This is a genomic window from Streptomyces sp. NPDC001406, assembly GCF_042895285.1.
GTDB lineage: Bacteria > Actinomycetota > Actinomycetes > Streptomycetales > Streptomycetaceae > Streptomyces.
Genome location: NZ_JBIAWG010000003.1, coordinates 373,441 through 395,950, shown reverse-complemented (window position 1 = coordinate 395,950; position 22,510 = coordinate 373,441). Strand labels below are relative to the sequence as shown.

Genomic DNA, 22,510 nt, shown 5'->3' with positions numbered 1-22,510 from the left:
GGCCCATGGACAGCCACGGGCAGTACGAGCAGCAGGTCGTGTGGACCGTCGTGGGCACCGCCATCGGTCCGCTGCTCCTTGCGGCGACCGGCGACGGCCTGGTCAACGTCGTGTTCCACGCCACCGACGCGGTGCGCGACCGGTCGCTGGAGCGGCTGGCTGCCCGGCTGGGCACCGAGCCCGTCGAGGCGCCAGGATCGCCGCTGCTGGCCGAGGCGATACGCCAGGTCGAGGCGTACTTCGCGGGCGAGCGGCACGACTTCGAGCTGCCCCTGGACTGGTCGATGATCTCCGGTTTCAACCGGCAGGTGCTGCGCGAGCTGGCGAGCGGCGTCCCGTACGGCTCGGTCGTCGGGTACGGCGATCTGGCCGGCCGGGTCGGTCAGCCGGGCGCGGCGCAGGCGGTGGGCGCGGCGATGGGCGCCAACCCGCTGCCCGTCGTCGTGCCGTGCCACCGGGTCGTGGAGAGCGACGGCGGCATTGGCGGGTTCGGGGGCGGGCTGGAGACCAAGCGGAAGCTGCTCGCCCTGGAGGGAGTGCTGCCCGAGCCGTTGTTCTGACGGCTCGGGTGCGCCGGCTACTCGTAGTGCCGTGCCTCGAAGACGTTGCCGTCCGGGTCACGGAAGTAGAAGCTGCGGATGGCCTTTCCGCGCGCTCCGTACGCGTCGTGGGCGATGTCGGAGACGGGGACGGCGTTGTCCTGCAGGCGGGCGCGCAGGGCGTCGAACCGGTCGGACGGCAGGGACAGGCAGACGTGGTTGACGGGGTGGCCCGCGCTCTCCACGGAGCCGGGCAGCATCTTCATGCGCTCGGCCATGGTGAGCGGGGCCAGGTCGAGGATGGTCTCCTCGTTGACGCGCACGGAGGGGAAGGACGTCTTCTTCTCGGTGAATTCGGTGACCCTCAGGGGCTCCAGGCCGACCGCCTTCTCGTAGAAGTCGGCCGCGGCAACCGGGTCGTTCACCCACAGGACGACATGGTCGAGACGTGTCGTGTTGTTGGTCATGCCGCCCAGGCTGGTGGCAGTCCCCACAGGTCGCAAGCGTTTAACGGGACGTACGGCCCGCCAGGGATGAGGGAGAACCGACCGACAGGAGGCAGGCGCGTGGTGCTGATGGTGTCCGAAGAAGTACGGGAGGCGATCGACGCGCGTCGACCCGTGGTGGCCCTGGAGTCCACGATCATCGCGCACGGGCTGCCGCGCCCGCGCAATCTGCGGGTGGCGCTGGAGCTGGAGGAGGCGGTACGGCGGGAGGGGGCCGTACCCGCGACGATCGCCGTGCTGGACGGCCGGCCGCACGTCGGCCTGGACAAGGAGCAGCTGGAACGGGTCGCCAACGAGGACGGGATCCGCAAGCTGGGCCACCGCGATCTGCCGCTCGCCGTGTCGGCGGGGGTGAGCGGTGCGACCACGGTGTCGGCGACCGCGCTGCTGGCGGCACTGGCGGGGGTCCGGGTGTTCGCGACGGGTGGGCTGGGCGGTGTGCACCGGGAGTGGACGGTGACGCAGGACGAGTCCGCCGACCTGGGGCTGCTGGCGCGCACTCGGATCACGGTGGTGTGCGCGGGGGTGAAGTCGATCCTGGACGTGCCGGCCACGTTGCAGCGCCTGGAGACGCTGGGTGTGGCCGTCGCCGGATACGGCACGGACCGGTTCCCCGGCTTCTATCTGTCCGACTCCGGGCACCCGGTCGACTGGACGCTGCGGAGCCCGGAGGAGGTGGCCGGTGTCATGCGGGCTCAGGACGCGCTCGGCGTGCCCGAATCGGCGCTGATCGTCGCCAACCCCGTCCCCGAGGAGGAGCAGCTCGATCCCGCCCTGCACGCGCGTGTGCTGGAGGATGCGCTGCACGCGTGCGAGGAGGAGGGCGTCACCGGGCAGGCCGTGACGCCGTTCCTGCTCGACTACCTGGTCCGGCACACGGACGGAGCCTCGCTGAGCGCCAACCTGGCGGCGGTCCGGGGCAACGTACGCCTGGCGGCACGGATCGCGGCGGCGTGGTCCCGGGGGTGACGGAGGGCCGAACGGCACCGGGGCCACGCCATACGGCCGGCCAAGCAGTGACGGCGGGGCGGGACCGGGCGCTGCTGGTCGTCGGGGACGTGGTCACCGATGTCGTCGCCCGGCACCAGGGGCCGCTCGCGGGTGGTACGGACACGGCCGCCGTGATCCGGACGGTGCCCGGCGGCGCGGGCGCCAACGTGGCCTGCTGGGCCGCTCACGCGGGCTGTGCGGACGTGCGGCTGCTGGGGCGGGTCGGCACGGACGCGGCGGCGTGGCACGAGCGGGAGCTGGTCGCGGCCGGGGTGCGGCCGCGGCTGGTGGTCGACCCGCGGGCGGCGACCGGGACGGTGATCTGTCTCGTCGACACCGGCGCTTCGGCCGAGCGCACGTTTCTGACGGACAGCGGCGCGTCCCTGCGGCTGGAACCCGCCGACTGGTCGGACGCCTCGCTGGACGGGGTCGCCCGGCTGCATCTGTCGGGCTACCTGCTGTTCTCCGAGCCGAGCCGGGCCCTTGCCGCGGTGGCGCTGGCGGCGGCACGTGCGCGTGGCGTGCCGGTGAGTCTTGATCCCGCATCTGCGGGCTTCCTCCGGGAGCTGGGGGTGGACCGCTTCATGGCGTTCGCCGAGGGGCTGGACGTTCTGCTGCCCAGCCGTGACGAGGCGTACCTGCTGACGGGACTGCCGGATCCGGCGGACGCGGCGGCCAAGCTGAGCCGCCACGTCCCGCTGGTGGTGGCCAAGCTGGGCGCGGAGGGCGCGCTGGTGGCCCGGTCCGGCACCGTACTCACCCGGGTGCCGCCCGCGTCGGCGACGCCCCGGGACACCACGGGTGCCGGCGATGCCTTCACCGGTGCGTTCCTGGCCGCTCTCGTCGGGGGCGCGGATCCCGAGGCCGCGGTGGCGCGGGGATGCCGGGCGGGAGCGCTGGCGGTGGAAGGCGTGGGCGGCAGGCCTCCGGTGCCGGACTGACGACGAGGAGACCGGCTGACGACGAGGAGACCGGCTGACGGCGAGACGCCCGGCCCGGCGCGCCGGTGTCCGGCCCCCGTCCGCCGGTCACCTCACGCCTTGCGCCCCCACGCCGAGATCATCGGCGCGGTGGCCAGGTCCATGCTGCCCGCGGCGACGTTGGACAGATGCCGGTCGATGTCCTCGTCGGTGGCCAGGCCCGCGGCGACGAGCTGGTCACGGATCTGCCGTACGGTGGCGGACTCCAGCTCGGCGCAGGCCGGCGAGGTGACGGGGAAGTACGCGTCGGCCTCCACCTGACGCAGTCCGGCCTCGCGGAGCAGGCGCGGCAGCTTGCGGCCGTAGGACAGGTCGGCACCGCGGTCGGCGAGCAGCTTGCGGAAGCCCTGCCGGAGCCGGTTGGCGAGCTGCTGCTCAGGGCCGTGCTCATCGGGGCAGATCAGTGGCTGAAGGGCGGGGTCGGCGTCCTCGACGAGAAGGCGTCCGCCGGGCCGCAGTGCCGCGACCATCGACCGCAACGCCCTTTCGCGGTCGGGCACATGGACGAGGACGAGCCGGGCGTGCACGAGGTCGAACCCCTCCCCCGGCGGCTCCTCGGTGCCGACGTCGTGGACGCGCACCTCGACGGGCGGGCGGCCGGCCGCGGCGAGGAGCGTGGTGTCGATGTCGGTCGCGACGACCTTGCCGGTCGGGCCGACCTTCTTGGCCAGCCAGGACACCACGGAGGTGCCCCCGGCGCCGAGCTCCCAGCAGCGCCAGCCGGGTCCGAGGCCGAGGCTCTCCAGGCGCCGGAAGGTGGTGGGGTCGAAGAGGGTGGCGAAGGCGTCGAAGCGCCGGCCCGCCTCGGTCTGTCGGTTGTCGAGGAGATACCCGTCGGTTCGCGTCATGTCATGATCCTCCCAGTTGCGCCGCTTGTCCGGAACTGTCGACGCTCCGGTACGCCGGGACGGCCCGGCGGGGAATGCCTTGTCCACAGCCGGGAACAAAGCGGAATCACCTGTTCCCACAGGCTTACCCGCACCTCACGTCGACCTGGCAGACTTTCCCGCCAAGGCGCGGCAGCACGGCGCGAGGAGAGCCACGCAAGGAGAGCCAGATGTCGATGGCAGGGAATCTGCGGAAGGTCCGCGACCTGGGCAGGGTCAGCGGCCTGCGCAAAGTGGCGCGGCTGACCCGGCGGCGGCCGCGGGTCGACCTGAGCCACCCCGCCCGGTCACCGCTCGGCTCGTCGGTGGTCAACTGCGTGTCGTACCGGGACGGGGTCCGGGTCCCGGGAGGCAGCGATCTGGTGGACACCGTGGAGAGGGTGCGCAAGCACGGTGACGGATTCGTGTGGCTGGGCCTGCACGAGCCGACGGACCTCGAGTTCGCGGGCATCGCCGAGCTGTTCGACCTGCACCCGCTAGCGGTGGAGGACGCGGTCGAGGCCCATCAGCGCCCGAAGCTGGAGCGGTACGGCGAGACGCTGTTCGCGGTGTTCAAGACGGTCTGCTACGTCGAGCACGAACAGCTCACGGCGACCAGCGAGGTCGTGAACACCGGCGAGATCATGGTGTTCGTCGGCCAGGACTTCGTGATCACGGTGCGGCACGGCCGGCACGGCTCACTGGGTCCGCTGCGCGAGGAGCTGGAGTCGGACCCGCAGCAGCTCGTCAAGGGGCCGGCGGCGGTCCTGCACGCGATCGCGGACCATGTGGTCGACGACTATCTGAATGTCACGGACGCGGTGCAGGCCGACATCGACCAGGTCGAGATGGATGTGTTCGCGGAGAACGGCGCGCGGGCCGACCCCGGGCGGATCTACCAGCTCAAGCGTGAACTCCTTGAGCTGAAGCGGGCCGTGGTGCCGCTCGCCCGCCCCGTCGAGGATCTGGCCACCCGGCCGATACGGGTGGTCGCCCCGGAGATACAGGCCTACTTCAGGGACGTCCTCGACCATCTGATGCGGGCCAAGGAACAGATCGCGGCCTTCGACGAACTGCTCAACTCGATCCTGCAGGCGCACCTGGCGCAGGTGACGGTCGCGCAGAACGAGGACATGCGGAAGATCACGGCCTGGGCCGCGGTGATCGCCGTGCCGACGATGGTGTGCGGGGTCTACGGCATGAACTTCGAGCACATGCCGGAGCTGCACTGGCGGTTCGGCTATCCGTTGGTCATCGTCGTCATATCCGTGGCCTGCCTGGTGCTGTACCGGGGATTCCGGCGCAACGGCTGGCTCTGAGCGGCACGGGGCGGTCCCGCGGCCGTGCGGGCGTGAGGTCAGTGGGCGCTCGGGGCGGTCCTTGCGTAGACGCTCTCGGCGAAGGCGGCGATCTGGCCCTCGTCCAGGCTCCGGGCGAGATCGGCCTCGCTGATCATGCCGACGAGACGCTTGTTGTCGATGACGGGGAGCCGGCGGATCTGGTGCTCCTTCATCTCCCGGAGCACGTCGCGCACGTCGGCGCTCGCCTCGATCCAGCGGGGCGTGCCCTGCGCCAGCTCGCCCGCGGTGACCTTGGCCGGGTCGTGTCCGAGGGCCACGCAGCCGACGACTATGTCGCGGTCGGTCAGGATGCCGCAGAGCCGTTCGTTCTGGTCACTGATGGGAAGGGCGCCGACGCCCAGTTCGCGCATCAACTGGGCGGCGCGGTCCAGGGTTTCATGGGCGGGGATCCACTGGGCGCCCCGGTGCATGATGTCTCCGGCGGTGGTCATGGTGTACCTCCCGATGCCGGACGGGCCGGCGCGGCGCGGGACGCACCGCAGGTCCCGGCGCCCTTCATTGTTGCGCGCCCGGCCCGGTGGCCGCACCTCAGACCGAGAAGGCCACGATCCTCCGCGGGACGATCCTGACGATCACGCGGACCTCGTCGTCCTTCTCGGCGGGCGGGTCGATGCCCAGGTACTTGTGCGAGAGCTCGTTCGGGAGCCGCTTGCCCTCGTCCGGGAGGATCTCGGCGGTGCCGCGGATCTCGGCCGACGCATAGGGGTTGGCCAGGTCGAAGACCGACAGGCTGATGCGCGGGTCACGGCGGAGGTTGCGCACCTTCTGGCGGTTGTCGACGGAGGAGAAGAGCACGGTGTCGCCCTCGCGTTTGACCCACACCACGGAGTTGTGCGGGGCGCCGTCGGGGCCGAGGGTGGCGACGCTGGCGAAGTTCTTGCCGTCGAGGAGGGCACGGACGGAGTCGCCGAAGGAAACGGAGTCGTCGGAGGAAACGGGATCGCTCGAGGAGATCGTCATGGCACCAGCGTAATTAAATGCATGCGCATATAAAAGCGGTTTCGGGGATCGTTGGCCCGTCGGATCAGCCGTTCCACGCCGGATGGCGGGGGTCGTCGGCCCGCACCAGAACGTCTGCCGTCGCGGCGGGGTCGATCTCGTCCGCGTAGCGCTCGAAGGCGGGCAGGGTCCAGTGCTCGGCCTCGGGTGTGCGGCGGCGCAGGGCGCCCGGCGAGAGGAGGAGATGAACGCTCAGATCGAAGGGGAACCAGTGCCGCAGAAGGAGGGGGCCATGCAGCAACAGGATTCCACTGGGCGGGAGTTGGACGTAGGAACTGCGGGTGGCCCGGTCGGTGGCCGGGTCCCACAGGTCGGGCAGGACACGGCCGTCCCCGCCGGGTTCGAGCGGCCCGAAGACCTCGCGCCACAGGGCGGCGGTGTCGAACCAGCCGCTGTAGTACGACTCCACGTCCCGGCGGCCGTGCTCCAGCCGGAGCGAGGCCGGGCGCAGAAAGCCCTCGGCACCCACGACGAGCGAGGGCCGACCGCGCACACGCAGTGCCTCCGCGACACGCTCCGCGAGGTCGCCCGGGCGGGCCGCCGGCGCGCCGTCGAAGGCGACACGCGGCCGGGCGCCGCCGTCGGCGGGCTTCAGGTCCAGCAGCCGCTCGGCCAGCAGCTCGCCGAGCCTGTCCCAGGTGATCGCTTCGATTCGCACAGTCGCCATGATGCCGGGTGGCCGCGGATTCGCCGGTGGGCGGGGATCGGGAGAGCCGGCCGTGCGGCGAGAGCGGATGCGCGGCCGCACCCGATCCACGGGAATTCCCGGGCCGCGCAGGGAAGGAACCGGTTATGGCGCGCCTCGCAACTCACCCGTACCGCAGTGGACTTCTCGTCGTCCAGCCGCTCCGGCGCAAGCAGTGCGCCGCCTGCCGTCGCGGGCCGTTGTCGCTGCTCGTGCTGGAGGACGGCGCACCGCGCTGCCTCGACTGCGCCGACCTCGGGCATCTGGTGTTCCTGCCGCGCGGTGACACGGCGCTGACCCGCAGGTCGCGGGAGGAGAGCGGGCTGTCGGCGGTGGTGGTGCGGTTCAACCGGCGCAAGGGCCGCTACGAGCGGCAGGGCGTTCTCGTGGAGGAGGCGGCCCTGGCCCGGGCCGAGGAGCGGTGCCTGGCCGACGCGGAGGCCCGGCGGCGCCGCCGGGCACGGGACGCACGGCGCAGGGCGGCGGAGGACGCGCGGTTCGCGGAGGCGTTCGCGGCGGAGATCCTGCGGCTGTATCCCGGCTGCCCGGCCGACCGGGCCCGGGCGATGGCCGGGCACGCCTCGGCGCGGGGCAGTGGCCGGGTCGGGCGCAGTGCGGCGGGACGGGCGCTGTCCGAGGGCGCGGTGATCTCGGCGGTCGTGGCGTCCGTACGGCACGTGGACACGCCGTACGACCAGCTGCTGATGAGCGGGGTGGCCCGGCACGAGGCGCGGCGGCGGATCGCCGCGGGAGTGGAGACGGTACTGCGGGGGTGGCGGGGCGCAGGAGCGGAGGACGTGGGCTGAGAGCCAAGGACCGGGGACTGCCGCGAACTGGAGCTTCCACGGACCGGAGACTTCCGCGGAGCGGATACCTCTTTCTGGACGCACGCGTATGTCACTGCGTCTCTCAGCCATGGGAACCGTTCCCGGGTGGGAATTCACTTGAGGTGATGACGGTGCCGGGCGTGGCCCGGCTCGGAGGTGGGAGTGGGCGTTGATCGTGATCGACGGGCCGTTTTTCGTACTGATCCTGTTGGGCGTTCTCGGGACCGGGCTGGTCGCCGGAGTCTTCTGCGGGTTCTCGACATTCGTGATGAGGGGGCTGGCCTCGCTGCCGCCCGCGCAGGGCGTCGCCGCGATGAACGCGATCAACGTGGCCGCCGTGACACCCGCTTTCATGCTGGTGTTCGCCGGGTCGGCGGTGCTGTGCGCGATGATCGCGGTGGTGACGTTCGTGCTGTGGCCGGACGAGGGGAAGGTGGAGCTGCTGCTGGGCAGCGCGCTGTATCTGTTCGGCTCGTTCGGGCTGACCGTGATGGCGAACGTGCCCCGCAATGACGCCCTGCTCAAGCTGGACCCCGGCACCCCTGAGGCCGCCGCGTACTGGCCGACGTATGTGCGCGAGTGGACCGCGTGGAACCACGTGCGGACAGCGGCCTCGGCCGCCGCCGCGGTGGTGTATGTGCTGGCACTCACCTGAGGACGGCCTCGGAGACGGCCCGCCCCCGTCTGGCCCACGCCTGAGAAAGGCCCCGCAGAAAGCGCTGTCCACCACTCTGCGCGTATGGCCGGGGGGACGTATCGTGGCCGAAAGAGTGCGCCCGATGCCGCACGGCCCGTCGTATGTGCACGCAAGGAAGACGACCATGGCCGATCCCAAGGGTTTCATGACCACACCGCGCCAGGAGTGGCCGCGCAGGCCCGTCGAGGAGCGGGTCAGGGACTGGGACGAGGTCTACGTCCCGGGGGCGCTGCTGCCCATCATCAGCAAGCAGGCCGACCGCTGCATGGACTGCGGTGTCCCGTTCTGCCACAGCGCCTGCCCGCTGGGCAATCTGATCCCCGAGTGGAACGACCTGGTGTCGCGGGAGGACTGGCGGGCGGCCAGTGACCGGCTGCACGCCACGAACAACTTCCCCGAGTTCACGGGGCGATTGTGTCCGGCGCCGTGCGAGGCGGGATGCGTGCTCGCGATCAACCAGCCGGCCGTCACCATCAAGAACGTCGAGTGCGCGATCGGCGACCGGGCGTGGGAGCAGGGGTTCGTGCCGCCCAGGCCGCCGGACCGGCTGTCCGGGCGGACGGTCGCGGTGATCGGATCGGGGCCCACAGGACTGGCCGCGGCCCAGCAGTTGACCCGGGCCGGACACACCGTCGCCGTGTACGAGAGGGACGACCGGCTCGGCGGGCTGATGCGGTACGGCATCCCCGAGTTCAAGATGGAGAAGCGGCATCTGGAGCGACGGCTGGAGCAGATGCGCGCCGAGGGCACCAAGTTCCGTACGTCGACGGCGATCGGACGGGACATCGGGGCGGCCGAGCTGAGATCGCGCTACGACGCCGTCGTCATCGCCACGGGGGCCACCGCCTGGCGCGAGCTGGCCGTGCCGGGGCGCGAACTCACCGGGATACACCAGGCGATGGAGTATCTGCCGCTGTCCAACCGGGTGTGCGAGGGGGACCTGGAGGCCTCGCCGATGTCCGCCGCCGGCAAGCACGTCGTCATCGTGGGCGGCGGCGACACCGGGGCGGACTGTCTGGGGACCGCGGTGCGGGAGGGTGCCGCGTCCGTGACCCAGCTGGACATCTACGCCCAGCCGGGTGCCGAGCGGGACGAGGATGTCGAGCCCTGGCCGACGTATCCGAAGATCTACCGGCTGTCGGCCGCGCACGAGGAGGCGCGCGATCTGGGGACGGCGCCCGCGGCGGACGCCGACGCGCGGCTGTTCGCGGCGTCGACGCTCCACTTCACCGGGGACGGGACGGGACATGTGCGGTCGCTGCACCTGGTCGAGGTGGATGCCACGCGGCAGCCCGTGCCGGGCACCGGGCGGACGCTCCCCGTCGACCTCGTACTGCTCGCCCTCGGCTTCTCCGGGCCCGACCGGGAGGACGGGCTCATCGACCAGCTGGGGCTGGAGTTGGAGCCCCGCGGCACGCTCGCCCGGGACGCCGACTTCGCGACCAACGTCCCGGGCGTGTTCGCCGCCGGGGACGCCGCGCGCGGGCAGTCGCTGATCGTGTGGGCGATCGCGGAGGGGCGGGCGGTCGCGGCCGCGGTCGACCACTATCTGACGGGCAGCTCTCGGCTGCCGACGCCGATATCGCCGTACGACCGTCCCATGCACGTGTAGCCGGGCCACGCACCCGCCGCCCAACCCCCCTTGCTCGCGCCCCTGTTTGCACGTCGGCTAGCGGCGCTCGTCCGTCCCCGCCACCTTCGCCGTCGACAGGGCCACCCTGTTCCAGGTGTTGATGGTGAGGATCAGGGCGATGACCTGGGCCAGTTCCTCCTCGGTGAAGCGGGCGGCGGCCTCGGCGTAGACGTCGTCCGGGACGCCGGCGTCGGCCACCAGGGTCACCGCCTCGGTCAGAGCGAGCGCGGCCTGCTCCTTCTCGGTGAAGAAGTGCCGGGCCTCGCGCCACACGGCGACCATGTGCAGCCGGTCCTCGCTCTCGCCGGCCTTGCGGGCGTCGTTGGTGTGCATGTGCAGGCAGTACGCGCAGTGGTTGAGGTGCGAGGCGCGGATCTGGATCAGCTCGACGAGAGCCGGGTCGAGGCCTGCGCGGGCGGCGGCGTCGAAGCCGACGAGGGCGCGGAAGACCTTCGGTGCGGCCTTGGCGAAGTCGAGGCGGGTCCGCTCGGCCACGGCGGTGGCGATGTCGGAGGCGGCGTGGGAGGAGGCGTCGGTCGTGCTCGTCGTGTCGATCGTGTTCGTTGTCATGTCCTTCAACCTACGGTCCGGAAAGACCCTCTGTAGGGTGCATTTTCATGACGGAATCGTGGGTCAATTCGGCGGAGCGGATCGGTGCCGACCTGCATCTGGAGCTGTCCGGGCCGGGCGGGCGGCGGGCCGCGTTGATCCGGGCACTGCGCGAAGCCGTGCGCAGCGGGCGGCTGGCCGCCGGCACCCGCCTGCCGCCGTACCGCTCGCTCGCGGCCGACCTCGGCGTGGCCCGCAACACGGTCGCCGACGCGTATGCGGAGCTCGTCGCGGAGGGCTGGCTGACCGCCCGGCAGGGTTCCGGCACCCGGGTCGCCGAGCGGGCCGAGCCGCTGCGACACGCCGTACGCGTGCCCAGAAAGGCACCTCCACGCGCGCGTGGGCCGCGGCACGACCTCAGACAGGGCACTCCGGACGCGTCGGCGTTCCCGAGGACGGCCTGGGCGGCGTCGTACCGGCGGGCGCTCCAGGCGGCACCCACCGAGGCGTTCGGGCCCGGCGACCCCGCCGGGCGGCTCGAACTGCGGGAGGCCCTCACGGAGTACCTGGCACGCGCGCGTGGCGTGCGCACCGAGCCCGGCAGGATCGTGATCTGCTCCGGTTTCGCGCATGCGCTGCGGCTCCTGTTCGGACAGCGCGGGCAGGGCAGCCCGGGCGGCAGAGTGCTGCGCGGCCCGCTTGCCGTGGAGGCGTACGGGCTGGGGTTCCACCGCGACCTGCTGACGGCGGCCGGTGTGCGGACGGTGCCGCTTCCGCTGGACGAGCACGGCGCGCGGGTGGACCGGCTGGGGCGTGAGCGGGCCGTACTGCTCACACCCGCGCACCAGTTCCCCACCGGCGGCCCGCTGCACGCCGAGCGCCGTGCCGCGGTGATCGACTGGGCACGCGCGCGTGGTGCGGTGGTGCTGGAGGACGACTACGACGGGGAGTTCCGCTACGACCGCAAGCCGGTCGGGGCGGTCCAGGGCCTCGACCCCGAGCGGGTGATCCACATCGGCTCGGTCAGCAAGAGCCTGTCGCCCGCGCTGCGGCTGGGGTGGATGGTCCTGCCGGAGCGGTACGTCGACGCCGTGCTGGCGGCCAAGGGCGAGCGCGAGGCGTGGGCGAGCGTCCTGGACCAGCTGGCCCTCGCGGACTTCGTGGTCTCCGGGTCGTACGACCGTCATGTGCGACGCATGCGGCAGCGCTACCGGCGCCGCCGTGACCGGCTGGTCGAGGCGCTCGCCGAACGGGCACCCCACGTCGAGGTCACCGGCGTCGCGGCCGGGCTGCACGCGGTGCTGCGGCTGCCTCCCGGCACCGAGCGGTCCGCCGTCAAGGCTGCCGCCTGGCACGGCATCGCCCTCGACGGGCTGGCCGGGTTCCGGCACCCGGCGGCCGAGGAGCGGGCGGCCGACGGACTGGTGGTCGGGTACGCGACGCCCTCGGAACACGCCTACGGAGCGGCGTTGGAGGCACTGTGCGCCGTGCTGCCGCCCGGATGACGATCCGGGGACCGAACTACCCCTTCCGCCCCACCGCCCCGTACCCCGGAATCACCCCGTCGTCCTGTCCGGGCACCGGTTCACCCAGTTCGGGGTGCCACTTGTGCACGATCTCAACGCCCGGTTCCACCAGTTCCAGCCCGTCGAAGAAGCGGGTGAACTGCTCGCGGGAGCGCAGTGCCAGGGTCACGCCCGCCGCCTTGAGCTTGGCGGTGGCCGCCGCCGACTCCTCCGGGGTGAAGTCGGCGGTGGCGTGAGTCATCACCAGGTGGCTGCCGGGGGCCAGTTCGGACAGCAGCCGCCGGACCAGCTCATGGGCGCCGTCCTCGTCCGGGACGAAGTGAAGGAGGGCGACGAGCGAGAGCGCGACCGGCCGGCCGAAATCCAGGGTCTGCTTGGCCCCCTCGACGATGGCGGCCGGATCGCGCACGTCGGCCTGCAGATACTCGGTCGCGCCCTCGGGTGTGCTGCGCAGCAGGGCAGCCGCGTGGGCCAGCACGATCGGGTCGTTGTCGCAGTAGACGACGCGGGCGTCGGGCGCGACCGACTGGGCGATCTGGTGCAGGTTGGGCTCGGTCGGTATGCCGGTGCCGATGTCCAGGAACTGGCGCACCCCGTTCCGGGCCAGCCAGCGCGTGGCGCGGTGCATGAACGCGCGGTTGACCCGGGCCATCACCGGCACCCGGGGGTCGAGGGCCAGCATCTGCCGGCCCATCTCCTCGTCGACGGGGTAGTTGTCCTTGCCGCCGAGGTACCAGTCGTACATGCGTGCGGGGTGCGGCCTGCTGGTGTCGATCAGGCCGGCGGTCGTGGGGTCCTGCCCGGTCATGCGGCACTCCGTAAGGGTCCGACGCGGTTGGTGATCAAGTGAGTACCAGATTCAAGTCAGTACCAAGATAGGGAAGTTGAGCAACAATCAAGAACAACGGGCTGGTCATGACAGCAGGAAGTCCGCCTCCCCCGCCTTCGCGCCCTCGATGAAGGCGGTCATCTCGTCCGAGGTGTAGATCAGTGCCGGTCCGTCCGGATCGGTCGACTGACGGACGGCGATCCGGCCGTCGGCCAGCTTCATCGCCTCCAGGCAGTTGCCTCCGTTCCCGCCGCTCCACGGCTTGTGCCAGCCCTCGCTGCCCAACTCCCGTGCGGGCATGCCGTTGTAGATCCGCTCGTCGCGGTTGCGTGGCCCGGTCTGGGACTTGATGCGATCCATTCACAACTCCTTGCGGAGATCCCGGAGGATCTCCTTCGTGCGATGTGCCGTAGCGGCCTGCGCCGCCATGCGGTCCATGACCTCCAGGTGGGTCGCCACCTCGGAGCGCGCGTCCAGGTAGACGGCGCCGGTCAGGTACTCGCTGTAGACCATGTCCGGCAGTTCTGACATGGCAAATCGGAACAGCACGAAGGGCCCGTACGTGCCCGGATGCGGCCCGTTGGCGAACGGGGCGATCTGGAGCGTCACGTTGGGCAGCTTCGTGGCGTCGAGCAGCTTGTCGATCTGTGCGCGCATCACCTCCGGGCCGCCGACCGGGCGGCGCAGGGCGGTCTCGTCCATCACCGCCCAGAAGCGCGGGGCTTCGGGACGGGTGAGCAGTTCCTGGCGCTGCATGCGCAGCGCGACATGGCGCTCGATGTCCTCGGGGCTGGTCTGGCCGATGGCTCCCGACTTCAGCACCCCGCGCGCGTAGTCCTCGGTCTGCAGCAGCCCGGGCACGAAGTGCGGTTCGTAGGAGCGGATGAGGCCGGCCGCGCCCTCCAGGCTGACGTACATCGAGAACCAGCCCGGCAGGATGTCGTGGAACCGCTGCCACCAGCCCGGCTTGTTCGCCTCCTCGGCCAACTGGACGAAGAGGTCGGCCTCTTCGTCGGGGACGCCGTAGGCCTTCAGGAGCAGCTGCAGGTACGGGATCTTGAGGGCGACCTCGGCCATCTCCATACGGCGGACGGTGGCGGGGGCGACGCGGAGGATGCGGGCGGCCTCCTCGCGCTTGAGCCCGGCCCGTTCCCGCAGGTCCAGCAGGCGCCGCCCCAGGACGACCTGCCCCACCGTCGGCGCGGACCGCGGTTCGCTCACGCTCCCACCTCCACGAACGAATGCTGACAGCCCTGCGGCGCCATTCGAAGACTCATTCGAAAGATCCGACGGATCCCCGATTGATCCCAACTGGCGCCGCCCGAGGTGCTGTTGCGAGCAGTGTGCCACGGCCCTTCACCGCGTCATACAGCACTCTGCATTTTTCATAGTGACACTTGCCAAGTGTTCACGGCGGGGAGATAGTGGCAAGCGTGATTCCGTCCGCGCCTTTAGGAACAGACGCCGCCGCAGACCGTTTCGGCCTCGGCGCCAAAGCGGGAGTCGCCCCAGGCGGGGCCGCTGCCGCGCGCAGGTTCCGGTTCGAGCTGGCCGCACATCCGGGTTCTCCCGCGCAGGCGAGACGCCTCACGCGCGCCCGGCTGACCGGCTGGTCGGTCTGCGCGGACACCTGCGACACGGCGGCCCTGGTCATATCCGAGCTGGTCACCAACGCGATCGTGCACACCGCGAGCAGTCGGGTGGTGTGCGAACTGCACGACCACGACGACACGGTGCGCATAGCCGTGCGCGACGAGGGCTGCGCCCCGGGTGAGCCCCACCCGTCGCCGCAGCGGCCCGAGGAGGAGCACGGGAGGGGATTGCTCCTCGTCGACGCCGTGTGCCAGGCCTGGGGAGCCCAGGAGTACGGTCCCGGGCTGCTGGTCTGGGCCGAACTGCCGCGCCAGACCGACGCCGCCCATGACGTGGCCGAGCCGCGCAACGACCTGGGCTGGGGCGCACCACGTCCCAGACCGGGCCAGTCCAACGGCTCGGACGAGGAGGAGGCCCGCACCCGGCACCGCGTAGGGTCCCAGGCCGAGGCCCGGCGCCGTACGCTGCCGGAGTGGCCGTGAGCGGCGCCCCCGGGTCCGGACAGGTGTTCGGCCTGGACACCTTGGTCCGGCTGAGGCGCGAGCAGGCCACTTCGGGGGGCGCGACCGGACGCCTGCCACTGCCCGCGGGCATGACGGCGCCACTCGGCTGCGACGCGGTGGCCATACCGAGCCGCTTCGGGCCCCTGATCGTGCCCCGGTTGCCCCGCGTGGGATGCGTGTACGCCGACGAGGCGCACTGGTGGTGGATCGTCCCGTCCGACTCGGACTACGCCCTGCCCTGGCCCGCCCCCGCCCACTACGCCCCCGGCGCCCCGATCCCCGAGGCCGCCCGCCTTCTCAACCGGCCGGACGGCACGGTTCCGTACACCCCGCCGATCCCGCTGTATCTGACGCTGTGCCGGGTGACCGGCACGACCCCGGACTGGTCACGCCCGATCAGCGCATGAGCGGTGCGCCTGCCCGGCCGGCATGGCCGGGCACGTACGACCGACGACTCCCGGCAGGGCGCACGCCAGCGCGCTCCCGTCGCCGCGCCGCGCGCTCTGCCCCCGAAAGGCCCGCCCCGCGATAGTGGCCGTCCGTCCACGACCGGGGGAGGTCAACAGTGGGTAGGAGGCACGGCGGGCTCAAACCCGAGGTGTCCGAGTCGGAGCAACTGCTGTTCGGCGGGCCGTTGCGGTACGACATGGGATGGAACCAGCACCGGGACGCCTTCCTGGAGCTGGACTTCCGGGCCATGGTGACGCGGTTGCCCGGCATGCTGGCGTCGAGTTTCCGGCTGGCCCGGCAGGCCGACGCGCGGGCCGCGCGGACCGTACTCGCCGCCGAGGCGGGCCGGGGCGTGGCCCAGGCGGTGAGCCTGCTGGCGGTGAACAGCGTGCTGGGGCGGCTGATCGGCGTCGGCCCGATCGAGGAGCGGCTGCGCGGCGCCGCGCCCGCCTTGGTGGCCATGGCCGCGGTGATGCTCGTGGGCGCCCTGCTGCGGGCCGCGTCGACCTACGCCACCGGCCGCCTGGAGCCCAAGGTGGAGCGGGTGGCGACCGAGCTGTATCTGGAGCGCGCGGCGGCCGTGGAGCTGTCCGCGATCGAGGACCACGCCTTCCACAAGCTGCTGGACACCGCGCAGTACGGCGCCGGGTCCGCCCGCCGCATGATCATGTACGGCACGCGCGTCGTGAACGCGGTGATCTCGCTCGCCGCCGCGGCGGGCGTACTGACCGTGCTGCACCCGGCCCTGCTGCCGCTGCTGGTGACCATGACCCTGCCGAGCGCCTGGGGTGCCCTGACCAACGCCCGGCGCCGCTACGAGTCCTTCCACACCTGGGTGCAGCACGCCCGCGCCGGGCATCTGATCAGCGCCCTGCTCACCGAGCCGGAGGCCGCCCCGGAGATCCGTGTGCACGGCGTCGGCCCGTTCCTGCTGCGGCACTTCCGCGCGATGTCGGAGACGGCGGAGGCGGAGCAGGCCCGGCTGGCCCGGCTCGCGGCGCGCACGGGCCTGATCGCGGCGGCCTGGACGGGCCTGGCGACCGCCGCGACGTACGCGACCCTGGGCGCGCTGCTGTTGTCCGGGGCGATGGCGCTGTCCGTGGCCGGTACGGCGGTCATCGCCATCCGCACCGGCTCCGCGAGCCTCGACACGCTCGTCCTGGAGATCAACCAGCTGCACGAGGAAGCCCTGTTCGTGGGTGATCTGCAGCGGCTGTACGTCGAGGCGGCCGAGCGGGCGATCCCGGTCGGCGGGGAGGCGCTGCCCGAAGATCCGAGGGAGATCCGGTTCGAGAACGTCACCTTCGCCTATCCGGGTGAGGCCGCCCGGCCCGCCCTCGACAACGTCTCGCTCACCCTCCCGCTGGGCCGCATCGTGGCGCTGGTCGGCGAGAACGGCTCGGGCAAGACCACCCTGGTCAAACTGCTGGCGGGCCTCTACACGCCGGACCGGGGCCGGATCATGTGGGACGGCGTCGACGCGGCGACCGCCGACCGGCACGAGCTGGCCGAGCGCATCGCCATGGTCGCCCAGGACTTCAAGCGCTGGCCCTTCACCGCGAAGGTCAATGTCGCCGTCGGCCGTTCCGCGGCGCCCCTCACCGAGGAGCGCCTGGCCTCGTCGGTCGCCGAGGCAGGCGCTCAGGAGGTCGTCGCGGATCTGCCGCGCGGTCTGGACACCCTGCTGGCGCGGAACTTCAGTGGCGGGCACGAGCTGTCCGGCGGCCAGTGGCAGCGCCTCGGCATCGCCCGCGCCGCGTACCGGCGCGGGCGCATCCTGATCGTGGACGAGCCGACGGCGGCCCTGGACGCCAGGGCCGAGCTGGAGGTCTTCGAGAAGATCCGGGCGCTGGCGGGCAGCGGCCAGACGGTCGTGCTGATCACCCATCGACTGGCGTCGGTACGCCACGCCGATCTGGTGCATGTCCTCGAACAGGGCCACCTGGTGGAGTCCGGCACCCCCGACGAACTCCTCGCCAGCGGCGGTGTCTACGCGGAGCTGTACGGACTCCAGGCCGAACAGTTCACGGCGAAACTCCCCGCACCGAAGGCGGTTTGACCGGCACGGGTCTCTAGTCCGCGGTCTCGCCGCCGCGGACGATCACCAGGAACGCGTCCGTCGCGAGGTCCATCACGACCTCGGCGGGCAGCCCTTCCAGGCGTCGCGCGTGAGCGAACTCCTCGGCGGGCCACGAGCCTCGCGGTCCGCCGGCGGGAAAGCGTTCGAGCACTGTTCGCCCGTTCACCATCCTGCACCTCCAGAAAGCGTCGTTCTTGTAGGAGTTAACGCTCCGGAAGGGAGAAACGCCTCGCCCGGTAACGTGACTGAGACCTACTTGACACCGGCTCAACGCGGACGGTGAGGATCCGTTGACTTTCCGGCATTGCGGACACCGTCCGTGCCGGAGTCCTCTCAGTACGTCACCGGCAGCGCGAGCAGACCACGGGCCCGCAGGGAGGGGCGCCACCGGATGTCCTCGTCGGCGAGGGCGAGGTCCGGGAACCGTTCCAGCAGGGCACCCACCGCGATCTCGGTCTCGGCGCGGGCCAGTGGCGCACCCAGGCAGTAGTGGATGCCCTGCCCCAGGGCGAGATGGCCGGACGCGTCACGGCCGAGGTCGAGGCGGTCGGGGTCCGGGAAGCGGGCGGGATCGCGGTTGGCGGCGGACAGCGACACCCAGACCGTCTCGCCGGCCGGGACGGTGACACCGCCGATGGTCACGTCCTCGGTGGGAAAGCGCCTGATGCCGAACAGGGCGGGACCCTCGTAGCGGGCGAACTCCTCCACGGCGGCCGGGAGTTGCGCCGGGTCCTTGCGCAGCGCGGCGAGCTGCTCGGGGTGCCGCAGCAGGGCGAGCACCGCATTGCCGATGAGCTGGACGGTGTTCTCGTACCCGGCGAAGAGGATGAGGAAGGCGAGCGACATCAGCTCGTCCTCGGTGAGCCGGTCGCCCTCGTCGCGTACGGCGATCAGGTCGGAGAGCAGGTCATCGGCGGGTTCGGCGCGCTTGTCGGCGAGGAGCCGGGTGAGGTGGTCGAGCATGGCGACGACCGCTTCCCGGCCTGCCCCGGGCCGGGCCGGGTCGGGAGCGACCAGGGTGTCCGTCCAGACGCGGAAGTCCAGACGGTGCTCGTCCGGGATGCCGAGCAGATCGCAGATGACGGTGATGGGCAGGGGCGCCGCATAGGCGGCGACCAGGTCGATGGTGCCGTGCGGCCCGAATCCGTCCAGAAGCCGGTCGGCGGTGCGCCGGATCGGCTCGCGCAGGTGCTCGACGCGGCGCGGGGTGAAGGCCCGGGAGACCAGGCGGCGGATGCGGGTGTGGTCGGGCGGGTCCATGTTGAGGAGGTTGGCGTCCAGGGCGGGCGGCAGGGCGAACCCCTTGTACGTGCCCGCCGTGGCATGCGCCTTGTCCAGGGACAGCCGTGGGTCGCCAAGTGCCGCCCGGACGTCCTCGTAGCGGGTGACGAGCCAGGCGGGGGTGCCGTCCGGCCCGGTGATGCGGTGCACGGGCGCGCTGTCGCGAAGCCGCGCGTAGACGTCGTAGGGGTGGTCGATGAGGCCGTCCGCAAGGTCCATGGGACCCACCCTAGGGAACCGTCAGGTGTGGTATTCCTGGATGCGCTTTCCGTGGCTCCGGTCGACGAGCGCCGGCAGCCGCTCAGTCAACTCCCGCACCACCGTGGGCACATCGATGGTAAGCAGCTCGCGGTCGCGCATCAGGATCCGTCCGTCGACGACGGTGGTGCGGACGTCGCAGGACCGTGCGCTGTGCACGAGGGTGGCGGCGAGGTCGTGGACGGGCTGGGTGTGCGGTCCGGTGAGGTCGACGAGGACGATGTCGGCCCGGCGGCCGGGCGCGAGGGCGCCGACGCGGTCGCCCAGACCGACCGCCCGCGCACTCTGGAGGGTTGCGTGGTGCAGGGCTTGACGGGACGTCAGCCAGCGCGGGTCGCCCTCGGCGGACTTCTGCACCAGGGACGTGAGGGTCATCGACTCCCACACGTCGAGGGAGTTGTTGGAGGCGGCGCCGTCCGTGGCGAGTCCGACCGGGACGCCGACGGAACGCAGCGCCCGTACCGGTGTGGTGGTGGGCCAGCCGAACCTGAGGTAGCCGCGGGGCGCGGTGGCCACCGCCGTACGGCCCCGCGTGCGCTCCAGCAGGGGCAGGTCGCCTTCGACGATGCCGGTGCCGTGGGCGATGAGCAGGTCGGTGTCGAGGAGCCCGGTGCGGTCCAGGACCTCGATCGGGGTCATACCGTGCCGGGAGAGGCAGGCCTCGGTCTGGTCGCGGTTCTCGGCGGCGTGGATGTGGACGGACAGGCCGTGGGCGCGGGCGAGTTCGGCGGTGGCGGTGAGGTCGTCGTCCGTGACGGTGTAGGGGGCGTGCGGAGCGAGGGCGGTGGTGATACGGCCGTCCGCGCCGCCCCGGTGCCGCAGCGCGAACTCCAGCGACTTCTCCCTGCCTTCGGCCCCCTGCGAGGAGAAGTAGGCTTCCCCCAGATGGGCCCTGATCCCGCACTCGGCAACGACGGCGGCGACCGCGTCCATGGCGAAGTAGTGGTCGGCGAAGCAGGTGACGCCGCCCCGGATCATCTCGGCGCAGGCCAGCCGCGCGCCCAGCTCCACGTCCCGCTCGGTCAGGTTGGTCTCGACGGGCCACACGACGTCGTTGAACCACTCCTCGGTCGGCAGATCCTCGGCCAGGCCGCGCAGGGCCACCATCGGAGCGTGCGTATGACAGTTGATCAGACCGGGCATCGCGACCTGGCCGCGGGCGTCCACGCGCTCTGCGGCGGGCAGGTCGCGTACGGCCGCGGAGCCGGTCACCGCGTCGATGACCCGGTCCCGTACGACGATCGCGGCGTCCTCCCGGAACCCGATCCGTTCTTGATCGTCGTGTACCAGGGCGGTGCATCCGGTGATGATGAGATCGGCGGGCGCGGGACTCATTGCGCCAACGTACGGCAGGGGCATCGGGTCGTGTGGGCCGAAGCGCGGATCCGCGGCGCCGCCGCCGGGAGCCCCAGCCGCTGCCACCCCCGTTCCAGCTCGGCCAGCAGCTCGTCGAGGCGCTCGGTGTGGTGCTGCGTGAGCCGTCCCGTGTCGTCGAGGTGCACGGCGCACGCGGTGGTCGTGTCGACCAGCCGTTCGATGACGACCGCGACGGCGTCCGTGCCCTCGGTGTGCCGGGCGAGGGCGGGCAGTTCGGCGGCGGCGAGGGCGATGGCCGTACGGGCCTCGGACAGGGTGCGGTAGGCCTCCCGCCGCAGGGCCCATCGCTCCGTCCGGTCGTCGGACTCGCCAAGGACGTGGTCGAGGTAGTCCCGCGCGGCACTCCCGGCGGCCGCGAGCCGCGCTCGCACGCCACCACCCCGCTCCCCAGGCATCGGCAGATGCCCGACGATCAGCACGATCGCGCAGGCCAGCAGCGTCTCGCCGATCCGGCCGACGGAGGCCTGCGGCTCCCCGCCGACCATGACCAGGGCGAGGACGAGCACCGTGACGACGGCGGTCACGGCGGCGAAGTGCCGGGTGGCGACGGGGATGAGCGCCCCGCTGACGGCCACCAGCGCGACCAGCCCCTCGGGCCGGGGCAGCACGGCGGCGAAGCCCGCGAAGACGAGGGCGCCGAGCACGGTCCCCGCCGCCCGGCACAGCACCCGGGACACGAGCGGCCCGAGGTCGGGCTTGACGAGGAAGACGGCGGTGACGGGGAGCCAGTACCAGTGCTGGTGCTGCCCGTACCAGCGGGCGTGGTGCAGGGCCTGGGCGATGGCCGCGGCGGCGCCGAAGCAGAGGGCGACGCGCAGGCCGTACTCGCGTCCGCCGGTGCCGAGCGCGGCCCGGACGAGGTCCCGCGCGCGGCGACGGCGGGCGAGCACCCGGTGCTCCGCGCCCTCGGCCCGGTCGAAGGCCTCGGCGGCGCGCAGGAGGGCGTCGTCCAGGGCGCGAAGGGCGGGAGCGGACCGGGAGGGCGCGGGCAGCGGCCCGGTGCCGCGGTTGCCCCGCACGGCGGCGGCGAGGCGCCGGGGCCCTTCCACGGCCCGTTCATCCACGACCTCTCCCACCCAGGCCAGGGCGGTCGCGGCCTCGGCAAGGGGCAGCGCGGCGGCGTACTGCGCGTGCAGCCGGCGTTCGGCCGCGGAGCCGGCGTACCGCCGCAGCCGGGGCCCGGCGAGCGCGTCCTGAGCATGGTCCAGGGCGCCGGTGAGCGCGGCCCGCCGGGCGATGGCCGCCTCGGTCCCGACGGCATCCAGCAGTTCGGCGACGGCGTCGTACACCCTGGCGACGGCGTCCCGCTCCCCGTCGAACCGGTAGTCACCCGCCATCGCACCGGGCGTGGGCAGGGCCAGCCGCAGCACGATCAGCCAGCCGGCCCCGGCGAGGAAGGCGAGGGCCCGCTGCCACCCCGGCTCGGGCAGCGGCATACCGGCTCCGACGGCGGAGGCGACGAGCAGCTGCGTACCGGCACCGGAGGCGACGGGCCCGATGGCGCTCATGCCGCCGGCGAGGAATCCGAGCCCGGTCAGGACGAGGGTCAGCGGCACGGCTCCGACGTGCTGTCCGGCGTACGTCCCGACGAGCAGCCCCGCGGCCCCGGCCAGCGCGGGCACCCCGAGCCACCGGACAGCCGCCCGCCGGCTGCCGGGCCGGTCGTTGACCCCGGCGAGCATGGCGGCGATGGCGGCGACGACGCCGAAGGAGGTGCGGTCGGTGAGGACGGCGACGAGCAGCAGCGGTCCGGCGGCCAGCGCACCCCGGGTGACCGCGCTCCAGGGGACGGGCCCGCGCTGGGTGCGGAGGGCATGGGCCAGCCAGGGCGGCAGTGCGGGAACGGGGCGGGACACGGGGCTCCTGTCCGGACGAGGGCGGGGAGTGCCTTCGGGCGACGGTGGCCGAGTGATGGGCTGTGGTGTCCACGGTAGATCGTGTTCCCGGAGCAAATGGGACGATCAGGTTGCCGGGGAGTGAC

24 protein-coding genes are annotated in these 22,510 nt (G+C 72.2%); 11 read left to right on the top strand and 13 right to left on the bottom strand.

Annotation, left to right across the window (positions count from 1 at the left end; translation table 11 throughout):
• Nucleotides 1–5 precede the first annotated feature (5 nt).
• Nucleotides 6–560 carry a methylated-DNA--[protein]-cysteine S-methyltransferase gene (locus tag ACFY1J_RS09190; protein WP_390730957.1) on the top strand — a complete coding sequence of 185 codons (555 nt, stop codon included), beginning with the start codon at nt 6–8 and terminating at the stop codon, nt 558–560.
• Between the two features lie 17 nt (nt 561–577).
• Here ACFY1J_RS09190 and ACFY1J_RS09185 read toward each other — a convergent pair whose 3' ends face one another.
• Nucleotides 578–1,006: a VOC family protein gene (locus tag ACFY1J_RS09185; RefSeq protein ID WP_363297198.1), complete on the bottom strand. Its 429-nt coding sequence runs from the start codon at nt 1,004–1,006 to the stop codon at nt 578–580.
• 102 nt (nt 1,007–1,108) lie between these two features.
• On the opposite strand from ACFY1J_RS09185, the gene ACFY1J_RS09180 reads away from it, so the two are divergent.
• Together ACFY1J_RS09180 and ACFY1J_RS09175 are read left to right on the top strand one after the other, a co-directional pair.
• Nucleotides 1,109–2,014 (top strand): pseudouridine-5'-phosphate glycosidase, encoded by a 906-nt coding sequence (locus tag ACFY1J_RS09180; protein ID WP_390731025.1) that lies wholly within the window; start codon nt 1,109–1,111, stop codon nt 2,012–2,014.
• 47 nt (nt 2,015–2,061) lie between these two features.
• Nucleotides 2,062–2,976: a carbohydrate kinase family protein gene (locus tag ACFY1J_RS09175; protein WP_390730956.1), complete on the top strand. Its 915-nt coding sequence runs from the start codon at nt 2,062–2,064 to the stop codon at nt 2,974–2,976.
• A 92-nt stretch (nt 2,977–3,068) separates the two neighbouring features.
• Here ACFY1J_RS09175 and ACFY1J_RS09170 read toward each other — a convergent pair whose 3' ends face one another.
• Nucleotides 3,069–3,863 carry a methyltransferase gene (locus ACFY1J_RS09170; protein ID WP_390709022.1) on the bottom strand — a complete coding sequence of 265 codons (795 nt, stop codon included), beginning with the start codon at nt 3,861–3,863 and terminating at the stop codon, nt 3,069–3,071.
• A 209-nt stretch (nt 3,864–4,072) separates the two neighbouring features.
• On the opposite strand from ACFY1J_RS09170, the gene ACFY1J_RS09165 reads away from it, so the two are divergent.
• Nucleotides 4,073–5,200, top strand: a complete 1,128-nt coding sequence (locus ACFY1J_RS09165) for a magnesium and cobalt transport protein CorA (RefSeq protein ID WP_390709023.1) — start codon at nt 4,073–4,075, stop codon at nt 5,198–5,200.
• 38 nt (nt 5,201–5,238) lie between these two features.
• Here the strand turns inward: ACFY1J_RS09165 and ACFY1J_RS09160 are convergent, their stop codons facing one another.
• From ACFY1J_RS09160 to ACFY1J_RS09150, 3 genes are all read right to left on the bottom strand, one after another.
• Complete coding sequence (locus ACFY1J_RS09160) at nt 5,239–5,673, bottom strand: CBS domain-containing protein (RefSeq protein WP_390709024.1); 435 nt, start codon at nt 5,671–5,673, stop codon at nt 5,239–5,241.
• 97 nt (nt 5,674–5,770) lie between these two features.
• Entirely contained in the window at nt 5,771–6,202 is a 432-nt protein-coding gene (locus ACFY1J_RS09155; protein ID WP_390709025.1) for a PPOX class F420-dependent oxidoreductase, read from the bottom strand.
• 64 nt (nt 6,203–6,266) lie between these two features.
• Entirely contained in the window at nt 6,267–6,899 is a 633-nt protein-coding gene (locus ACFY1J_RS09150) for a uridine kinase (RefSeq protein WP_390709026.1), read from the bottom strand.
• 134 nt (nt 6,900–7,033) lie between these two features.
• Here ACFY1J_RS09150 and ACFY1J_RS09145 point away from each other — a divergent pair, with 134 nt between their 5' ends.
• The 3 genes from ACFY1J_RS09145 (at nt 7,034) to ACFY1J_RS09135 (ending at nt 10,062) form a co-directional block, all read left to right on the top strand.
• Complete coding sequence (locus ACFY1J_RS09145) at nt 7,034–7,732, top strand: DUF2293 domain-containing protein (protein ID WP_390709027.1); 699 nt, start codon at nt 7,034–7,036, stop codon at nt 7,730–7,732.
• A 196-nt stretch (nt 7,733–7,928) separates the two neighbouring features.
• Nucleotides 7,929–8,408: a DUF1772 domain-containing protein gene (locus ACFY1J_RS09140; protein WP_390709339.1), complete on the top strand. Its 480-nt coding sequence runs from the start codon at nt 7,929–7,931 to the stop codon at nt 8,406–8,408.
• 166 nt (nt 8,409–8,574) lie between these two features.
• Entirely contained in the window at nt 8,575–10,062 is a 1,488-nt protein-coding gene (locus tag ACFY1J_RS09135) for a glutamate synthase subunit beta (RefSeq protein WP_390709028.1), read from the top strand.
• Nucleotides 10,063–10,119: 57 nt separating this feature from the next.
• Here the strand turns inward: ACFY1J_RS09135 and ACFY1J_RS09130 are convergent, their stop codons facing one another.
• Nucleotides 10,120–10,653, bottom strand: a complete 534-nt coding sequence (locus ACFY1J_RS09130; RefSeq protein WP_390709029.1) for a carboxymuconolactone decarboxylase family protein — start codon at nt 10,651–10,653, stop codon at nt 10,120–10,122.
• 47 nt (nt 10,654–10,700) lie between these two features.
• On the opposite strand from ACFY1J_RS09130, the gene ACFY1J_RS09125 reads away from it, so the two are divergent.
• A complete protein-coding gene (locus tag ACFY1J_RS09125) occupies nt 10,701–12,137 on the top strand; it encodes a PLP-dependent aminotransferase family protein (RefSeq protein ID WP_390730955.1) in 1,437 nt (478 codons plus the stop codon).
• 16 nt (nt 12,138–12,153) lie between these two features.
• Here the strand turns inward: ACFY1J_RS09125 and ACFY1J_RS09120 are convergent, their stop codons facing one another.
• The 3 genes from ACFY1J_RS09120 to ACFY1J_RS09110 all read right to left on the bottom strand — a co-directional run bounded on the left by ACFY1J_RS09120 (nt 12,154) and on the right by ACFY1J_RS09110 (nt 14,208).
• Nucleotides 12,154–12,966 carry an SAM-dependent methyltransferase gene (locus ACFY1J_RS09120; RefSeq protein WP_390730954.1) on the bottom strand — a complete coding sequence of 271 codons (813 nt, stop codon included), beginning with the start codon at nt 12,964–12,966 and terminating at the stop codon, nt 12,154–12,156.
• Between the two features lie 105 nt (nt 12,967–13,071).
• The gene (locus ACFY1J_RS09115) at nt 13,072–13,347 is read right to left on the bottom strand and encodes a DUF397 domain-containing protein (protein ID WP_363297182.1); all 276 of its coding nucleotides are present in this window, start codon (nt 13,345–13,347) and stop codon (nt 13,072–13,074) included.
• Nucleotides 13,348–14,208 (bottom strand): helix-turn-helix transcriptional regulator, encoded by an 861-nt coding sequence (locus tag ACFY1J_RS09110; RefSeq protein WP_390709032.1) that lies wholly within the window; start codon nt 14,206–14,208, stop codon nt 13,348–13,350.
• 203 nt (nt 14,209–14,411) lie between these two features.
• Between ACFY1J_RS09110 and ACFY1J_RS09105 the strand changes: the two genes are divergently transcribed.
• The 3 genes from ACFY1J_RS09105 (at nt 14,412) to ACFY1J_RS09095 (ending at nt 17,592) form a co-directional block, all read left to right on the top strand.
• Nucleotides 14,412–15,062 carry an ATP-binding protein gene (locus ACFY1J_RS09105; RefSeq protein ID WP_390709033.1) on the top strand — a complete coding sequence of 217 codons (651 nt, stop codon included), beginning with the start codon at nt 14,412–14,414 and terminating at the stop codon, nt 15,060–15,062.
• Nucleotides 15,053–15,490 carry a hypothetical protein gene (locus ACFY1J_RS09100; protein WP_390730953.1) on the top strand — a complete coding sequence of 146 codons (438 nt, stop codon included), beginning with the start codon at nt 15,053–15,055 and terminating at the stop codon, nt 15,488–15,490. Before ACFY1J_RS09105 ends, ACFY1J_RS09100 begins: the two co-directional genes overlap by 10 nt.
• A gap of 239 nt (nt 15,491–15,729) precedes the next feature.
• Nucleotides 15,730–17,592: an ABC transporter ATP-binding protein gene (locus tag ACFY1J_RS09095; protein WP_390709340.1), complete on the top strand. Its 1,863-nt coding sequence runs from the start codon at nt 15,730–15,732 to the stop codon at nt 17,590–17,592.
• 13 nt (nt 17,593–17,605) lie between these two features.
• Here the strand turns inward: ACFY1J_RS09095 and ACFY1J_RS09090 are convergent, their stop codons facing one another.
• The 4 genes from ACFY1J_RS09090 to ACFY1J_RS09075 all read right to left on the bottom strand — a co-directional run bounded on the left by ACFY1J_RS09090 (nt 17,606) and on the right by ACFY1J_RS09075 (nt 22,385).
• Nucleotides 17,606–17,782 carry a hypothetical protein gene (locus ACFY1J_RS09090; RefSeq protein WP_390709035.1) on the bottom strand — a complete coding sequence of 59 codons (177 nt, stop codon included), beginning with the start codon at nt 17,780–17,782 and terminating at the stop codon, nt 17,606–17,608.
• A 164-nt stretch (nt 17,783–17,946) separates the two neighbouring features.
• Nucleotides 17,947–19,113: a cytochrome P450 gene (locus ACFY1J_RS09085; RefSeq protein WP_390709036.1), complete on the bottom strand. Its 1,167-nt coding sequence runs from the start codon at nt 19,111–19,113 to the stop codon at nt 17,947–17,949.
• A gap of 21 nt (nt 19,114–19,134) precedes the next feature.
• Nucleotides 19,135–20,487 (bottom strand): amidohydrolase, encoded by a 1,353-nt coding sequence (locus ACFY1J_RS09080; protein ID WP_390730952.1) that lies wholly within the window; start codon nt 20,485–20,487, stop codon nt 19,135–19,137.
• On the bottom strand, nt 20,484–22,385 hold the full coding sequence (locus tag ACFY1J_RS09075; RefSeq protein ID WP_390730951.1) for an FUSC family protein: 1,902 nt from the start codon (nt 22,383–22,385) through the stop codon (nt 20,484–20,486). Before ACFY1J_RS09075 ends, ACFY1J_RS09080 begins: the two co-directional genes overlap by 4 nt.
• Nucleotides 22,386–22,510 lie beyond the last annotated feature (125 nt).

Excerpts from the sequence above, each read along its gene's own strand:
- ACFY1J_RS09190 (WP_390730957.1), top strand. The coding sequence starts at position 6 with ATGGACAGCCACGGGCAGTACGAGCAGCAGGTCGTGTGGACCGTCGTG.
- ACFY1J_RS09185 (WP_363297198.1), bottom strand. The coding sequence starts at position 1,006 with ATGACCAACAACACGACACGTCTCGACCATGTCGTCCTGTGGGTGAAC.
- ACFY1J_RS09170 (WP_390709022.1), bottom strand. The coding sequence starts at position 3,863 with ATGACGCGAACCGACGGGTATCTCCTCGACAACCGACAGACCGAGGCG.
- ACFY1J_RS09165 (WP_390709023.1), top strand. The coding sequence starts at position 4,073 with ATGTCGATGGCAGGGAATCTGCGGAAGGTCCGCGACCTGGGCAGGGTC.
- ACFY1J_RS09160 (WP_390709024.1), bottom strand. The coding sequence starts at position 5,673 with ATGACCACCGCCGGAGACATCATGCACCGGGGCGCCCAGTGGATCCCC.
- ACFY1J_RS09155 (WP_390709025.1), bottom strand. The coding sequence starts at position 6,202 with ATGACGATCTCCTCGAGCGATCCCGTTTCCTCCGACGACTCCGTTTCC.
- ACFY1J_RS09145 (WP_390709027.1), top strand. The coding sequence starts at position 7,034 with ATGGCGCGCCTCGCAACTCACCCGTACCGCAGTGGACTTCTCGTCGTC.
- ACFY1J_RS09135 (WP_390709028.1), top strand. The coding sequence starts at position 8,575 with ATGGCCGATCCCAAGGGTTTCATGACCACACCGCGCCAGGAGTGGCCG.
- ACFY1J_RS09130 (WP_390709029.1), bottom strand. The coding sequence starts at position 10,653 with ATGACAACGAACACGATCGACACGACGAGCACGACCGACGCCTCCTCC.
- ACFY1J_RS09125 (WP_390730955.1), top strand. The coding sequence starts at position 10,701 with ATGACGGAATCGTGGGTCAATTCGGCGGAGCGGATCGGTGCCGACCTG.
- ACFY1J_RS09120 (WP_390730954.1), bottom strand. The coding sequence starts at position 12,966 with ATGACCGGGCAGGACCCCACGACCGCCGGCCTGATCGACACCAGCAGG.
- ACFY1J_RS09115 (WP_363297182.1), bottom strand. The coding sequence starts at position 13,347 with ATGGATCGCATCAAGTCCCAGACCGGGCCACGCAACCGCGACGAGCGG.
- ACFY1J_RS09095 (WP_390709340.1), top strand. The coding sequence starts at position 15,730 with ATGGGATGGAACCAGCACCGGGACGCCTTCCTGGAGCTGGACTTCCGG.
- ACFY1J_RS09090 (WP_390709035.1), bottom strand. The coding sequence starts at position 17,782 with ATGGTGAACGGGCGAACAGTGCTCGAACGCTTTCCCGCCGGCGGACCG.
- ACFY1J_RS09085 (WP_390709036.1), bottom strand. The coding sequence starts at position 19,113 with ATGGACCTTGCGGACGGCCTCATCGACCACCCCTACGACGTCTACGCG.
- ACFY1J_RS09080 (WP_390730952.1), bottom strand. The coding sequence starts at position 20,487 with ATGAGTCCCGCGCCCGCCGATCTCATCATCACCGGATGCACCGCCCTG.